12 protein-coding genes are annotated in these 15977 nt (G+C 67.1%); 10 read left to right on the forward strand and 2 right to left on the reverse strand.

Going from position 1 to position 15977, the window contains the following annotated elements:
- From AB9K35_RS13835 to AB9K35_RS13870, 8 genes are all read left to right on the forward strand, one after another.
- Positions 1-675 (forward strand): pimeloyl-ACP methyl esterase BioG family protein, encoded by a 675-nt coding sequence (locus AB9K35_RS13835; protein WP_369926924.1) that lies wholly within the window; start codon positions 1-3, stop codon positions 673-675.
- Complete coding sequence (locus AB9K35_RS13840) at positions 672-1463, forward strand: methyltransferase (protein ID WP_369926926.1); 792 nt, start codon at positions 672-674, stop codon at positions 1461-1463. The genes AB9K35_RS13835 and AB9K35_RS13840 overlap by 4 nt, the downstream gene beginning before the upstream one ends.
- Before the next feature lie 181 nt (positions 1464-1644).
- The gene (locus tag AB9K35_RS13845) at positions 1645-2610 is read left to right on the forward strand and encodes an ABC transporter substrate-binding protein (RefSeq protein WP_369926928.1); all 966 of its coding nucleotides are present in this window, start codon (positions 1645-1647) and stop codon (positions 2608-2610) included.
- Positions 2611-2951: 341 nt separating this feature from the next.
- Entirely contained in the window at positions 2952-3917 is a 966-nt protein-coding gene (locus AB9K35_RS13850) for an ABC transporter substrate-binding protein (protein WP_369926930.1), read from the forward strand.
- A 10-nt stretch (positions 3918-3927) separates the two neighbouring features.
- Positions 3928-4980, forward strand: a complete 1053-nt coding sequence (locus AB9K35_RS13855; RefSeq protein WP_369926932.1) for a glycine betaine/L-proline ABC transporter ATP-binding protein — start codon at positions 3928-3930, stop codon at positions 4978-4980.
- The gene (locus tag AB9K35_RS13860) at positions 4977-7013 is read left to right on the forward strand and encodes an ABC transporter permease (RefSeq protein WP_369926934.1); all 2037 of its coding nucleotides are present in this window, start codon (positions 4977-4979) and stop codon (positions 7011-7013) included. The genes AB9K35_RS13855 and AB9K35_RS13860 overlap by 4 nt, the downstream gene beginning before the upstream one ends.
- A 156-nt stretch (positions 7014-7169) precedes the next feature.
- Positions 7170-7694 (forward strand): DUF2478 domain-containing protein, encoded by a 525-nt coding sequence (locus tag AB9K35_RS13865; protein WP_222455217.1) that lies wholly within the window; start codon positions 7170-7172, stop codon positions 7692-7694.
- Between the two features lie 213 nt (positions 7695-7907).
- Positions 7908-9815 (forward strand): methyl-accepting chemotaxis protein, encoded by a 1908-nt coding sequence (locus AB9K35_RS13870; protein WP_369926936.1) that lies wholly within the window; start codon positions 7908-7910, stop codon positions 9813-9815.
- Positions 9816-9927: 112 nt separating this feature from the next.
- Here AB9K35_RS13870 and AB9K35_RS13875 read toward each other — a convergent pair whose 3' ends face one another.
- The gene (locus AB9K35_RS13875; protein ID WP_222455215.1) at positions 9928-12141 is read right to left on the reverse strand and encodes an NADP-dependent isocitrate dehydrogenase; all 2214 of its coding nucleotides are present in this window, start codon (positions 12139-12141) and stop codon (positions 9928-9930) included.
- A gap of 300 nt (positions 12142-12441) precedes the next feature.
- The gene (locus tag AB9K35_RS13880) at positions 12442-12945 is read right to left on the reverse strand and encodes an SH3 domain-containing protein (RefSeq protein ID WP_369926993.1); all 504 of its coding nucleotides are present in this window, start codon (positions 12943-12945) and stop codon (positions 12442-12444) included.
- A gap of 192 nt (positions 12946-13137) precedes the next feature.
- On the opposite strand from AB9K35_RS13880, the gene AB9K35_RS13885 reads away from it, so the two are divergent.
- Together AB9K35_RS13885 and ggt are read left to right on the forward strand one after the other, a co-directional pair.
- Entirely contained in the window at positions 13138-14124 is a 987-nt protein-coding gene (locus tag AB9K35_RS13885) for a D-glycerate dehydrogenase (protein WP_222455213.1), read from the forward strand.
- A gap of 31 nt (positions 14125-14155) precedes the next feature.
- The gene (ggt, locus tag AB9K35_RS13890; protein ID WP_369926939.1) at positions 14156-15937 is read left to right on the forward strand and encodes a gamma-glutamyltransferase; all 1782 of its coding nucleotides are present in this window, start codon (positions 14156-14158) and stop codon (positions 15935-15937) included.
- Positions 15938-15977: the final 40 nt, after the last annotated feature.

Genomic DNA, 15977 nt, shown 5'->3' on the forward strand with positions numbered 1-15977 from the left:
GTGTATTTCCGCTGGCTGAAACAGGCACAAGAGCATGGCCCGGCCGCGGGAGGCGGACGGGCGATGCCCGGCGGTGCCGCCGGGCAGGCGTCCGAAGCCATAGTGGTCTTCGGAGGCTGGGCCGTCGGGCCACAGGTCTTCGCCCATCTGAGCGGCCCGCAGGATATCCTCTTTGCCAGCGACTACACCGCGCTTGAGGCCGAACTGCCGGACCTGTCGGCCTATGACAGCGTCACACTCGTGGCCTGGTCCTTTGGCGTGGCGTCTTACGCCCATTGGCAGCAGTCCCGCCCGGATCCCTTCGCCCGCAAGGTGGCGGTGAATGGCAGCCTCTCTCCGGTCAGCCGCAACACCGGCATCCCGCCGGCCATCTTTCGCCGCACGGTGGAAACGCTGGACGCGGCCAGCTTCCAGCAGTTCCTGACCCGCGTCTTCGGCGCTCCGCAGCCGGACCAGCCCCTGGACGTGGCTGCCCGCCGGGCCGAACTGCTGGCCGTCGAGGCGCGCGGCGACGCGCCCCACGTCGCGTTCGACCGCGTCTGGATCAGCTCCGCCGACAAGATCTTTCCGCCCGCCAACCTGGCCCGCGCCTGGGAAGGCCAGCCGGTGCGCAGCATCGACGCCCCGCATGCGCCCTTCGACTGGTTCTCCAGCTGGGAGGCGCTGCTGCAATGAAGGACATCGGCGCCCGCATCCCCGATCAGACCCGCATCCGCCAAAGCTTCCGGCGCGGGCTGGGCAGCTATCACCGCGCGGCCTCGGTGCAGGCGCAGATCGCGGCCCGGCTGGCGCAGCTGCTGGCCGAGGCCGGGGGCCCGCGGCAAATCGGCAGCGCCGTGGAGTTCGGTTGCGGCACCGGCCACCTGACGCAGCAGCTGGCGCAGCGCTTCGACTTTGGCCGACTGCTGCTGAACGATCTGGTCCCCGAGGCCTCCGCCGCGCTCTCTGTCCTGCCACGGGCGACGCGGGCGCAGGCGCGGTTCGCGGCCGGGCCGATCGAGACGCTGTCGCTGCCTGCGCAGCTGGACCTCGTCGCCTCGGCCTCGACGGTGCAGTGGATCGCCGACCTGCCGGAGCTGCTGGCGCGGCTCGCGGACCATCTTGCGCCGGGCGGTTGGCTGCTTCTGTCGGGTTTTGGCCGCAACCAGTTCCACGAGCTGGCGGCGCTCGGCTCTGCCGCCGCGGCCCCGAGCTATCTTGATGCGGCGGACTGGCCCGCCATGCTGCCCGCCGGGCTGGAGATCCACGCGTTGGAGCAGACCCCGCAGGTGCTGCATTTCGACGGTGCCATGGCGCTGCTGAAGCACCTGCGCCAGACCGGCGTCAACGGTCACGCCCAGCAGGGCTGGAGCCGCCGCCGCCTGCGCGACTTCGAGGACCGCTACCGCGCCCGCTTCGGGCGGGCGGGGCGGCTGCCGCTGACCTATGATCCGGTGCTGCTGCTGGCGCGCAAGACAGGCTGACGCTTTGCGACGTTTCGGCGGGGAAATGCGCGGTTGGCACGAGTTTTAATCGTTTTTCCGGCCGGTTGCGGGCAACGGCCCGCCGCGCGTTAATCTTTCTCAATCCGGGCTTGCTATCTCCGGTGCTGCGCTGCCCTTCGCGGGTGGCTGCAAGACGACTGGCAGTACGGGAGTGACGCCAATGAAGCTCAGGGCAATGGTGGCCGCGCTGGCGCTGGCCATGCCAACGGTGGGGAACGCACTGGAGATGGGGGAGCGGAGCACGCCGATCCGCCTGTCGCTGAACAACTGGACCGGCCAGCAGCTGTCGACCTACATCGTCGGCGGCATGCTGGAACACGCCGGATATACCGTGGAATATGCCGAGGCAGACCAATCCGCGATCTACCAGGAAATCGCCGACGGCGACTTTCATGCAATGGTCGAGATCTGGACCACGAGCAGCCCGGAAGCCTATCTGGCGGCGCGTGACAGCGGCCAGCTGGAGGAACTCGGCGACATGGGGCTCGACGCGCGCAACGGCGTCGTGGTGCCGCCCTACGTGGCGCAGATGTGCCCCGGCCTGCCCAATTGGGAAGCGCTGCGCGACTGTGCGGGCATCTTTTCGGCCGATGGCAAGGGCGAGCGGGGCATCTACCTGTCCTATCCGGCCTCCTGGGGCTCGCCCGGGGCCGACCGGATCCGGGCGCTGGAGCTGCCGTTCGACGTGGTGGCCGCCGACAGCGAGGCGGCGATGATCGAGACCTTCCAGCAGGCCTACAAGGACCGCCGCCCGGTGATCTCGACCTTCTGGGCGCCGCACTGGGCGATGTCCTCCTACGCGCTGCAGTTCGTCCGCCTGCCGAAACCCGAACCGGCCTGCCACAGCGATCCCGCCTGGGGGCCGAACCCCAAAGCCACCGGCGACTGCGATTTCTACCGCGGCGGCGTGGTCAAGGCCGCCTGGCCGGGCCTGCAGCAGCGCTGGCCCGCCGCGCATGAGATCCTGAAACAGTTCCAGCTCAGCATCTGGGACCAGCAGCCGCTGATTGCCCTTGTCGACGTGCGCGGCGAAACCGTGCAGGGCGCGGCGCGCGGCTGGCTGGCGGTGAACCGGGCCAAATGGATGCCGATCGTCGAAGCCGCGCTGGGCGCCGGCCGCAGCTGATACCCGACACGCCGGCGCGGTTCTGATCCGCGCGGTGCCGCGATCGTGCCCCTGCCATCGGCGGGGGCACACTTGTTCCGGGGACGGGAAAAACTTGTTTCACAAGTTAAAAAGCTGATCTCTCGTTCAGGAAGTTTTGCCTTTCGTGCCGCATTTGCTCGACAAAGCGCCGTAATAGGTTCAAATACTTGCAGTATCACCCGCCACACTCGGTCTCATCGGCACGCGGGGTTTGCGTGGACCCGTTCCACGCGCAGACCCGTGCCGCGAACCACCGGGTTCCAAAAACAGCGCCACAGCCGGGCCTTCGGCGGCGCACACACATGACAGGGAGTATCAGGATGAACTTCAAGGGATATGCGTTGGCGCTGGGCGCCGCCTCCATGACCGTGGCCGCTGGTCTGGCCTCGGCCGCGGAGCTGGGCGACACCTCCAAGCCGATCAAGCTGGCGCTGAACGAATGGACCGGCCAGCACGTGACCACCCATATCGCGGGCGAGATGCTGAAGGCCGCGGGCTATGAGGTGGAATACGTCTCGGCCGGCATGCTGAACCAGTTCCAGGCCATTGCCGACGGCGACATCCACGCAACGCTGGAAATCTGGTCCTCCAACGTTTCCGACGAATACGCCAAGAAGGTCGAGGAAGGCACCGTGGTCGAACTGGGCGATCTGGAGCTGAACGCCCGCGAAGGCATCGCCTACCCGGCGCATGTGGCCGAGCTGTGCCCCGGCCTGCCGGCCTGGGAAGCCCTGCGCGACTGCGCGATGCAGTTTGCCACCGCCGAAACCCTGCCGCAGGGCCGCCTGGTGGACTACCCCGCCGACTGGGGCACGCCCGGTGCCGACCGCATGGCTGCCCTGGAGCTGCCGTTCAAGGCCGTGCCCGCAGGGTCCGAGGCGGCGCTGATCGTCGAGCTGCGCGCCGCGACCGAGCGCAAGACGCCGCTGCTGATCACCTTCTGGCAGCCGCATTGGGCGATGTCGGCCTATGACGTCAAATTCGTCGACCTGCCCCCGGGCGAGGACGCCTGTTTCTCCGATCCCGCCTGGGGGCCGAACCCCAACGCGGTGAACGACTGCGACTTTGCGCCTTCGCGCATCTTCAAGGCTGCCTGGTCCGGCATGGAAGAAACCTGGCCCGCCGCCTATGAAATCCTCGCGAACTACACCCTGGCGGTGGAAGACCAGCAGCCGATGATGGGCGCGATTGACGTGGACGGCGGCAAGGTCGAACAGGTCGTTGCCGATTGGATGGCCGCCAACGAGGACAAATGGCGCCCGGTAGTCGACGCCGCCACCAACTGAGCCGATGCCTGTGAGCGGCTCCGATACGCCCGCCATCACCTGCCGGAATGTCTGGCAGGTGTTTGGCAAGAACGCCGACAGCGCCCTGAAGCAGGTGCTGTCGCAGACTGACAATCCGCAGGCCGCCGCGGATGATCTGCGCGCCCGCGGATTGGTGCCCGCGGTGCAGGACGCCTCCTTTGAGGTGCAGGAGGGGGAGCTGTTCGTGATCATGGGCCTGTCCGGCTCCGGCAAATCCACCCTGATCCGCTGCATTTCGCATCTGCTGCACGCCACCGGCGGCGAGATCCGCATCGACGGCGAGAACATCGTCGAGGCCAGCCCCAAACGGCTGATCGAACTGCGCCGCAAGAAGCTGGGCATGGTGTTCCAGCACTTCGGCCTGTTCCCGCATATGACCGTGGCCGAAAACGTCGCCTATCCCCTGCGGGTGCAGGGCATGAGGAAAAGCCAGCGCATGGCCAAGGCGCAGGAGGTGATCGATCTCGTCGGCCTCGGCGGCCGCGAACGCCATTACCCGCGCGAGCTGTCCGGCGGCCAGCGCCAGCGCGTCGGCATCGCCCGCTCGCTGGTGGCGGATTGCTCGGTCTGGTTCCTGGACGAACCCTTCTCGGCGCTGGACCCGCTGATCCGGCGGCAGCTGCAGGACGAGTTCCTGGAAATTCAGGCCAAACTGAAGACCACCATCGTCTTCATCACCCATGACATCAACGAAGCCCTGAAGCTGGCCGATCGCATTGCCATCATGCGCGATGGCAAGATCGTGCAGATCGGCACCCCCGCCGATATCGTGCTGCGTCCGGCCGATGATTACGTGCGTGAATTCTCCCGCGATGTGGCCAAGGGGCAGCACGCCCGCGTGGCCTCGGTGATGCAGACCGGTGACGCGCTGGCGCATGGCCCCGACGATCCCGGCCTGCGCCAGGACATGACGCTGGACGCGGCTCTGGCCCGCTGCATGGAGCTGTATGAGCCGGTGCCGGTGCGCGCACCGGACGGCCAGCTGGTGGGCGTGGTGAACCCCGCCGATCTCGCCGCCGCGCTGCAGGTGGAGCAGCCATGACCCAGCTGACCAAGGGCGCGCAGGCCGCGCTGCTGGCCGCCATAGTCGGCGCGCTGTGCCTGCTGCTGGAGGGCGTGGCGCCGTGGCTGGTGCAATTCCCCAAGGCCTGGGTGCTGCCCGCGACCGATTGGGTCGGGGCAGGGGTGGAATGGTTCCTGCTGCTGATCAAACCCGCCGCGCGGGCGTTCTCGGCGCTGCTGTTCTACCCGATGGAGGCCGCCAGTGCCGCCCTGAACCAGACCCCCTGGCCGCTGCTGATCGCCGCCGCCACCGCGCTGGGCTGGATGCTGGGCGGGCTGCGCATGGCGCTGATGGCCCTTGTCGGGCTGGGGTTCGTGCTGGCCTCGGGCTACTGGTCCGAGGGCATGAACACGCTGGCGCTGGTGGCGGTCTCGGTGCCGTTGGCGCTGCTGATCGGCGGCGGCATCGGTATCCTCGCCAATGAATACCCCCGCATCCGCGGCCCGGTGCAGGCCACGCTGGACGTGATGCAGACGGTGCCGACCTTCGCGTACCTTACGCCCCTGCTGGTGCTGTTCGGCTTTGGCCCGGTGGTGGGGCTGATTGCCTCGGCGATCTATGCGGCGCCGCCAATGGCGCGCAATGTGCTGTTGGGGCTGCAGCGCGTCGAGCCCGAGATCAAGGAAGCCGCCGTCATGTCCGGCGGCACAAGGCTGCAACAGCTGTTTCAATGCGAGATCCCCTCGGCCGGCCGCCAGATCATGGTTGGCGTCAACCAATGCCTGATGGCGGCGCTGTCGATGGTGATCATCGCCGCCGTGATCGGCGGCTTTGACGACATCGGCTGGGAGGTGCTCCTGACCATGCGCAAGGCACAGTTCGGCCAGAGCCTGCTGGCAGGTCTGGTGATCGTGATCTTCGCCATCCTGATCGACCGGATGAGCGGCACATTGACCGAGGACCGCCGCCACCGCCATGATCCGCGCGTGGCCTGGGCCATCCTTGGGCTGGGCGTGCTGGCCAGTGTGCTGTTCTGGGGCAGCCTTGGCTCGGCCGAGGATTACACCCTGTTCAACCCGGTGGCGGATCGTGTCGATGCCGGGCTGTCAGCCTTTACCACCGCCAATGCCGCGGCGCTGACGGCGTTGAAGAACAACGTGATGTTCTATGTCCTGCTGCCGCTGCGCATCGGGCTGGATCAGGCGGTGCTGCCCTTTACCTGGGGCTTTGCCTGGACCCCCGCGATGAGCGCGGCGCTGTTCGCCGCCGGCGCCGCCCTCGGCCTGCTTTGCGCCTGGCGCGGCCACCTGGCGCTGGGGCTGATGATCTTGATCGCGGCGGGCATGCTCGAGACCGGGATTTCGCAGTTGCCCTGGCCCTTCGTGCTGGCGGGCGCGGGCGCGCTGGCCTGGGTCGCGGCGGGGCGCGGGCTGGCGCTGCTGACCGTTGTGCTGCTCACCACCATCCTGGTCTCCGGCCTGTGGGAGCGCGCGCTGCTGTCCCTGTACCTGTCGGGCGCTGCGGTCTTTGCCTGCACGCTGCTGGGCGGCGGCATTGGGCTGGCCTCGGCCCTGTCGCCCACCGTGTGGCGCGTCGTGCGGCCCATCTGTGACATGCTGCAGACGATCCCGCTGTTCGTCTTCCTGATCCCGGTCCTGATGGTGTTCCAGATCGGCGAGTTCTCGGCCTTCCTCGCGATCATCGCCTATGCCATCGTGCCGATGATCCGCTACACCCGCCACGGGCTGACCGAGACCCCGGCCGAGATGATCGAGGCCGCGACCGCTTCCGGCGCGACCCGCTGGCAGATGCTGCGCGACGTGCGCGCGCCCTATGCGGCACCGTCGATCCTGCTGGGGCTGAACCAGACGATCCTCTATGCCTTTGCGATGCTGGTGATCGCGGCGCTGATCGGCACCACCGGCCTCGGCCAGTCGATCTACCTGGCGCTGGGCAAGGCGGATGTGGGCTTGGGCATTTCTGCCGGGGCGGCGATGGCGATCCTCGCGCTGATTGCCGACCGCATCGTGCAGGGCTTTGCCGAGGACCGTCGCCGCGCGCTGGGGCTCTGACGCGTTCGGACCTTGCCGACCAACAGAGAGGGCACCCCAGCGGTGCCCTTTCCTGTCTTCAGGTGGTTGCCCGCCGATGTTTCGCGGCCATCCGGGCTTGACCCTGACGGCCATATCCCCACCTATGGGACAGCACGACACCGGAGAACACGACCCATGCAACTCGCCTACGTGATGACCGAGGAACGCGGCGCCACCGACCGTTTGCTGAGCGCCCTGGCCGACCGCCTGCAGGCCCGCGGCATCCGTCTGGGCGGCATCGTGCAGACCAACGTGGAGTGCCACGACAGCGAGCTGTGCGACATGGATGTGCGGGTGCTGCCGGATGGCGAAACGATCCGTATCTCGCAGTCGCTGGGGGCCGGATCGCGCGGATGCCGCCTCAACCCCGAGGCGCTGGAACGCGCGGTGGGGCAGGTCTCGGCGGCGCTGCAATCTGATCCGCTGCCGCAATTGATGATCGTGAACAAATTCGGCAAGCACGAGGCCGACGGGCGCGGCATGCGGCCAGTGATCGCCGAGGCGCTGGCAAGGGGCATCCCGGTGCTGTCCGGTGTGAACCGGCTGAACGTCGCCCCCTTTCAGGCCTTCGCGGACGGGCTGGCAACGGCTGCCGAACCGGACCTCGACGCGCTCGAGGCCTGGGCGGTTGCCGCGGTGCACGAATCGACCAACGACTGACCGCGCCGTTCCCGGCAACGGACCATCCACGACGATCCAAAGACAGCCGCACCGCCCGGAAATGGGCCTGCGGCGGCCGTTGCCGTGGCCGCTTTCCGTCGAAAAGGCACCGTAAAATCAGAGCAATTTTAAATGGAATACCGAGGCTAGGACTTTTTTAGGAAGCTGGCACTAAAGCTTTGGCAAATGGCCCAATAAAAGGACCCTGTAATAATGCCAGCTTTCATGTACCGCTTACCTGTGCGGATCTACGCGCTCGCGCTGCTCGCCCTTGTGATGACCGCGGGGCTGACAGTCCTGATCCTGACCCAGGTCACCCAAAACGCCTACGCCATGCGCAAGGCCGAGCTGCACAATGTCACCGATGCGGCGATCAGCCTGTTGCATGACCTCGAACAGGGGGTGGCGGATGGCCGCTTCACCCCGGAGGAGGCGCGTGACATCGGCCGCGAGCGCCTGACTGCGCTGCGCTTCGGTGACGCGGGCTACGTCTTCGTGTTTGACCATGAAATCACCGTACAGGCTCACCCTGTTGTGCCCGATTGGGTCGGCACCAACCAGGCGGGCTACAAGGACGTCAAAGGCATGAACGTCTTTGTCGAGCTGGAAAAGATCGCTGCCAGCAAAGGCGCGGGCGATCTGACCTATTACTTCAAGAAGCCCAACTCTGACGTGATGGAAGCCAAGATCGGCTATGTGCAGGCGTTCAAGCCCTGGGGCTGGATCATCGGCACCGGCGCCTATGTTTCCGACATCGAAGCCGAAGTAGCCACCATGCGCAATCAGGCGATTGCCGTGATGGCGGTCAGCTTGCTGCTCCTGTCGATTGGTGCCTTCTTCGTGACCCGTGGCGTGACCGGCCCGCTTGGCGCGCTGAAGGATCGCATGCAGGCGATGGCCGATGGTGACACCGAAAGCGAGATCCCGTCGACCGAGGCCCGCAGCGAACTGGGCGAGATCGCCCGCACGCTCGACGTGTTCCGCACCGCGCTGATTCGCCAGCGTGAGCTGGAGGAGGAGCAGAAGGAGCTGGACCGCGTGCGCAGCCGGGTGGTGGATACCCTGCGCGGCAAGCTGTCGGTGCTGTCTCAGGGCGACCTGACGGCGCAGATCACCGAAAGCTTCCCCGAGGAATACGAACAGCTGCGCAAGGACTTCAACACCACCGCGCGCACCCTCAGCGGCACCGTGGAACAGGTTGTCGCCGCCGCCGCCAGCATCCGCAACGGCGCCGAGGAAATCAGCCAGGCCTCCGACGACCTGTCGCATCGCACCGAGAGCCAGGCGGCGACGCTGGAGCAGACCGCCGCTGCCCTTGACGAGCTGACCGCGAGCGTGAAATCCGCCGCCGAAGGCGCTCGCAGCGTCGAAGCCACCATGGAAGAGGCCAAGGAAGAGGCCCGCACCAGTGGCGAGGTGGTGCAGAGCGCCGTGGCCGCGATGACCGAGATCGAACAGTCCTCGGCCCACATCAGCCAGATCATCAGCGTGATCGACGACATCGCCTTCCAGACCAACCTGCTGGCGCTGAATGCCGGTGTCGAGGCGGCCCGCGCGGGCGAAGCCGGCCGTGGCTTTGCGGTCGTGGCCTCCGAAGTGCGTGCCTTGGCGCAGCGCTCCTCAGATGCGGCGATGGAGATCAAGACCCTGATTGGCAACAGCTCGCAGCAGGTTGAGCGCGGCGTGGATCTGGTCGGCAAGGCAGGCGAGGCGCTGCAGAGCATCGTCTCGCAGGTGAGCCACATCTCGCAGCTGGTGTCCGGCATTGCCGAAGGCGCGGCCGAGCAGTCCACTGGCCTGAACGAGATCAACACCGGTGTGACCCAGCTGGATCAGGTGACCCAGCAGAACGCCGCCATGGTGGAAGAGGCCACCGCGGCCGGCCACATGCTGAAGACCGACGCCACCAAGCTGTCCGAGATGGTTGCCCACTTCAAGATCCCGGGCGGCAACTCCGCGGCGACCGCGGCCCCGGCTGCACCCCGCGCGGCGCCCGCTGCCGCCCCGGTCGTGCCCACCGCCCACGGCGATGACGACTGGGACGTGGAGCTGGCCTCGGCGCCCGCTGCCGCCCCGGTGGCGCAGGGCAACGCCGCCCGCGACATGTGGCAGGACTTCTGATCCCGGTTGCCCCCGGCACCATCGCCGGGGGATCACGACGGCGCCAATAAAAACGCCCGGAGCATGGCTCCGGGCGTTTTCCTGTTTTGGACTGCGGCAGCTGCCGCGTCGATCAGTCGATGATGGCGTTCAGGGTCGCCGAGGGGCGCATGACCTTGGCCTTCAGCTCGACGCTGGGGTGGTAGTAGCCACCGATGTCCGCCGGAGCGCCCTGCGCCGCGGCCAGCTCGGCCAGGATCTGTGCTTCCTTGTCAGCCAGTTCCTTGGCGATCGGCGCGAAATGCGCCGCCAGCTCGGCATCGTCTTCCTGCTTCGCCAGCGCCTCGGCCCAGTAACGGGCGAACCAGTAGTGGCTGTCGCGGTTGTCCGGCTGGCCGACCTTGCGCGAGGGCGAACGGTTGTTGTCGAGGATGCCTTGGGTCGCTTCCTCTGCCGCCGCGCCCAGCACGCCGGCCTTCTTGTTGCCCTTGCTGTCGGCCAGGAACTTCAGCGATTCCCCCAGCGCGCAGAATTCGCCCATCGAATCCCAGCGCAGGTGGTTTTCCTCGACCAGCTGCTGCACGTGTTTCGGGGCCGAGCCGCCGGCACCGGTCTCGAACAGGCCGCCGCCGTTCATCAGCTTCACGATCGACAGCATCTTGGCGCTGGTGCCCAGCTCCAGGATCGGGAACAGGTCGGTCAGGTAGTCGCGCAGCACGTTGCCGGTGATGGCGATGCTGTCCTTGCCCGCGGTGATGGTCTCCAGCGACTGACGGGTGGCTTCGCGCGGTGCCAGGATCTTGAACTTGTCGGCCACGCCCGCGGCTTCCAGCGCCGGTTTGACGTATTTGATCAGCTCGGCGTCATGGGCGCGGTTTGCGTCCAGCCAGAAGATCGCCTCGGAGCCGGTCAGGCGCTGACGGTCCATCGCCAGCTGGATCCAGTTCTCGATCGGGGCTTTCTTCACGGTGCAGGAGCGCCAGATGTCACCGGCTTCCACGTCGTGCGAGTGCAGCGTCTCACCATTGGCCAGCACGATGCGGATGGTGCCGTCTGCGGGCGCCTCGAAGGTGGTCGGATGCGAGCCGTATTCCTCGGCCTTCTGGGCCATCAGGCCGACGTTGGCGACCGCACCGGCGGTGGTCACGTCCAGCGCGCCATTGGCTTTGAAGAAGTTGATGGTCTCGTCGTAGACGGATGCATAGCAGCGGTCGGGGATCACGCAGTTGGTGTCGCCCTTGTTGCCGTCCTGATCCCAGCCCTTGCCGCCGGCGCGGATCACCGCGGGCATCGAGGCGTCGATGATGACGTCGGAGGGCACGTGCAGGTTGGTGATGCCCTTGTCGCTGTCGACCATGTACATGTCGGGACGCTCGGCGCGCACCGCGTCGATGGCGGCCATGATCTCGGCGTTGCCCTTGACGCGTTCCAGCAGGTCGCCCAGGCCGGAGTTGGGGTTCACGCCCAGCGCTTCCAGCTCGCTGCCGTATTTCTCGAACACCGGTGCCAGCCAGGCCTTGACGGCGTGGCCGAAGATGATCGGGTCGGAGACCTTCATCATGGTCGCCTTCAGGTGCAGCGAGAACATGGTGCCATCGGACTTGGTGTCCTCGATCGCCTCGGCGAGGAAGGCATCCAGCGCGCGGGCCGACATGAAGGTGGCATCCGCAACGGTGCCTTCTTCCAGCGGCCAGCTGTCCTTCAGCACGGTGACGGCGCCGTCCTTGGCCACGAATTCGATCTTCGCGTTACCGGCTTGCGCGGCGGTGATGGTGGCGGATTTTTCGTTGGCGTAGAAATCGTTGCCCGGCATCGACGAGACCTTGGTCTTGCTGTCGGCGCTCCATTCCCCCATCGAATGCGGGTTGTTCTGGGCAAAGTTCTTCACTGCCTTGGCAGCGCGACGGTCAGAGTTGCCTTCGCGCAGAACCGGGTTCACCGCCGAGCCCTTGATGGCATCGTAGCGCGCACGGATGTCCTTCTCGGCGTCGGTCTTCGGCTCTTCGGGGTAGTCCGGGATGTCATAGCCCTGGCCCTGCAGTTCCTTGATTGCGGCGGTCAGCTGCGGCACCGAAGCAGAGATGTTGGGCAGCTTGATGACATTGGCGTCCGGGGTCTTCACCAGCTGGCCCAGCTCGGCCAGGTCATCGTTCTGGCGCTGCTCTTCGGTCAGGTTCTCCGGGAAGGCGGCAATGATGCGCCCGGCCAGCGAAATGTCCTTGGTGCCGACGGTCACACCGGCGGCAGAGGCGAACTTGCGGATGATCGGCAGGAAGGATGCCGAGGCCAGTTCGGGCGCTTCGTCTACAATGGTATACAATACGTCGGGCTTTGAGTTTTCTGCCATGTTCCACAACCTTTCAGCGAAGTTCGGAGGTTTGATGATGACGCCAGCGCGGGCGACCGCGCCGATCAGAGAAATGCCGTGCCACCGCGGCGGGGGCCGGAAAGGGGGCCCGGACCGGCCTTGGCAGCCATGGATGTGCCACCCATGTAAATCACCATTGCTGCGGGTGCAATGGTTTGGCGCATGCGGCCTGCGCGCGGATTGCCGCGGCGGACGTGTCCCGGCAGCAGCAAGGCGAGGGCAGGGGGCGGTCTGACAGGATGCCCTGCGCGCCCGTTGGCCCGCCGGGCTTCCCCGGTGTCAGTCGCGCAGCTCATCCGGGGCGACACCCCAGAGTTTCTTCTTGGGAGCCCAGCCGCTGTAGCCACCGGCCGAGATTTCGCACCAGTCGGGCTGGCATTCGCCCAGCCGTGCCACCACGCCCAGTTCAAAGGCCGCGCTGACCGGCGCCTTGCTGTCGGGGCGGGTGTGCACGGTCAGCATGTCTTCTTCGACCAGCACCGTGCGCACCCCGGACAGCAGGGCATAGTGCACCCAGCCGCCAAAGCCGTCGCGATCCTGCACCCGACGCCAATGGCCATATTCGGCGGTGATCTTCAGCGGCATGCCGCGGCGCTTGAACACCCAGTCGATCTTGTGGCTCAGCGACGGGCCCCGGCGCACGTTGCCCTTCGCGGCCTTCATCGACACGAAACGGGGCAGCGGCAGGTTGGTGACCGGACCACGGGTCTCGGTGGCGCAGGCGGCGCCTGCCACTGTCACCGCGATGACCGCCGCCGCCAGGCGGCGCGCAAACCCTGCCACAAATGTCACGCTTCTGTCTGCCTTTGTCATTCGTACTGCCGTTGATGCCCGCTTTAGGTCTGACCGTTTGCCAAAGGAAGGATTTTTCCCGTCCAGCGGCAGCAGGAGGCGCTTGGGTTCTTGTGCCCGTCCGCGTCCTGCGCCACGATGCCACGCAGGCGCAGGAATAGAAATGCCCAAGGGAGAGCGCAAGTGCCAAGAGACCGACTGAGTGTTGTCGTTACGCGACGGTTGCCTGAACCAGTGGAAACGCGGCTGAGCGAATTGTTCAACGTGCGCCTGCGCGAGGATGACACCCCGATGAGCCGGGCCGAGCTGGCGGCGGCCATGAAGGAGGCCGATGTGCTGGTGCCGACGGTGACCGACACCATCGATGCCGGGCTGCTGGGACAGGCCGGCGAGCGGCTCAAGCTGATCGCCAATTACGGTGCCGGGGTCGACCACATCGATGTCGCCACGGCCCGCCAGCGCGGCATCCTGGTCTCCAACACCCCCGGTGTGCTGACCGATGATACCGCCGACATGACCATGGCGCTGATCATGGCCGTGGTGCGCCGCCTCCCCGAGGGGCTGGCGGTGATGCAGAAGGGCGACTGGCAGGGCTGGGCGCCGACCGCGCTTCTGGGGGGGCGCATCGCGGGACGCCGCCTCGGCATTCTCGGCATGGGGCGGATTGGCCAGGCGGTCGCCCGGCGCGCCGCCGCCTTTGGTATGCAGGTGCATTACCACAACCGCCGCCGCCTGCGCCCCGAGATCGAGGAAAAGCTCGAGGCCACCTATTGGGAGAGCCTCGACCAGATGGTCGCCCGCATGGACGTGATTTCGGTCAACTGCCCCTCGACGCCATCGACCTTCCACCTGATGAACGCGCGTCGGCTCAAGCTGATGAAACCGACCGGTGTCATCGTCAACACCTCGCGCGGCGAGGTGATCGACGAACACGCGCTGACCCGGATGCTGCGCGCGGGCGAGATCGCGGGCGCCGGCCTCGACGTCTATGAGCATGGCACCGACATCAACCCGCGCCTGCGCGAGCTGCCCAACGTGGTGCTGCTGCCGCATATGGGCTCGGCCACCATCGAGGGGCGGATCGAGATGGGCGAGAAAGTGTTGCTGAACATCAAGACATTTGAGGACGGTCACCGTCCGCCGGATCAGGTGGTGCCCTCGATGCTGTAGAGGCCGCCGTTTTTTCAAGGGAGGATTTTTGATGAAGTATGTCGTTCTGGCCTGCGCCGGTCTCGCCGCGGCCCCCGTCCTTGCGCAGGAGGCGGCCGATGCGGTGGCGCCCGAGGCCGCAACCTCCGGCACCTTCGAGGCGATTTCCACCGAGGTCGCCGAAGCGCTGGCCGCCAAGGCCGAAGGCCGCGCGGTGAAGGGCGAGAACTGGATGGTGGCTGCCGCCAACCCGCATGCGGTCGAGGCCGGGGCGCGAATCCTGCGCGCGGGCGGCACGGCGGCGGATGCAATGGTGGCGGTGCAGACCGTTCTGGGGCTGGTTGAGCCGCAATCCTCGGGCCTCGGTGGCGGGGCCTTCCTGGTCTGGTACGACGCCGCCAGCGGCGAGCTGACCACGCTGGACGCACGCGAAACCGCGCCGCTGGCCGCCACGCCGACGCTGTTTCAGGATGAAAACGGCGAACCGCTCAAATTCTATGACGCCGTGGTCGGCGGCCGCTCTGTCGGCACCCCCGGCACGCCCGCCCTGCTGGAGGCCGCGCATCGGCGCTGGGGGCGCGCCAACTGGCCCTCGCTGTTCGAACCCGCGATCCAGCTGGCCGAGGAAGGCTTTGCCGTCTCGCCACGTCTTGCCGCGCTGGTCGAGGGCGACGTCGACCGGCTTGGGCGGTTTGCCCACACGGCGGCGTATTTCCTGCCCGGCGGCGCGCCGCTGCGGGCAGGGGACACGTTGCTGAACCCCGATTACGCCGCCACCCTGCGCGCCCTGGCCGAGGGCGGCGCGGCGGCCTTTTATACCGGGCCGATTGCCGCCGACATCAGCCGCACGGTGCAGACCGCAGAGGGCAACCCCGGTGTGCTGTCGACGGTGGACCTGGCGCTCTACCAGGTGCGCGAGCGCCCCGCTGTCTGCGCCCAGTACCGCGACTTCGAGGCCTGCGGCATGGGCCCGCCGTCCTCCGGCGCACTGACCGTGGGGCAGATCCTCGGCATGCTCGACAGCTATGACCTGGCCGCGATGGGCCCCGACAGTGCCGAGGCCTGGCGGCTGATCGGCGATGCCTCGCGCCTCGCCTTTGCCGACCGGGGCCGCTACATGGCCGATAGCGATTACGTGCCGGTGCCGGTGCAGGGGCTGGTGGCGGCGGATTACCTGGCGTCGCGCGCCGAACTGCTGCAAGGCGACGACGCGCTGCCCGAGGTGTCGCCGGGCGCGCCCGAGTTCGACCACGCGCTGCTGCTTGCCGACGACGAGTCGATCGAGCTGCCCTCGACCTCGCATATCTCCATCGTCGACAGCTACGGCAACGTCCTGTCGATGACCACGACCATCGAAAACGCCTTTGGCTCGCGGCTGATGACAAACGGCTTCCTCCTGAACAACGAGCTGACGGATTTCTCCTTCCGCAGCCACAAGGACGGCGTGCCGATTGCCAACCGGCTGGAGCCGGGCAAACGGCCGCGCTCCTCGATGGCGCCGACGATCCTGCTGCGCGACGGTCAGCCGGTGCTGGCCATCGGCTCGCCCGGCGGCAGCCGGATCATCGGCTACGTGGCGAAATCCATCGTGGCCTGGGCCGACTGGGGCATGGACATCCAGGAAGCGCTGGCAATGCCGCATCTGGTCAACCGCTTCGGCACCTATGACCTCGAGGCAGGCACCAGCGCCGAAGACCTGGGCGAGGCGCTGACCGAGATGGGCTTCAAGGTCAATGCCCGCGACCTCACCTCCGGTCTGCATGCGATCGAGATCGGCGAGGGGCTGAAGGGCGCTGCCGACCCGCGCCGCGAAGGCATCGCGCTCGGCGGATAACGCCGCCGCCCGGCCCAAGGGGGCCGGGCCGCTCCCGGCT

It is taken from the genome of Leisingera sp. XS_AS12 (assembly GCF_041224635.1).
Taxonomy (GTDB): domain Bacteria; phylum Pseudomonadota; class Alphaproteobacteria; order Rhodobacterales; family Rhodobacteraceae; genus Leisingera.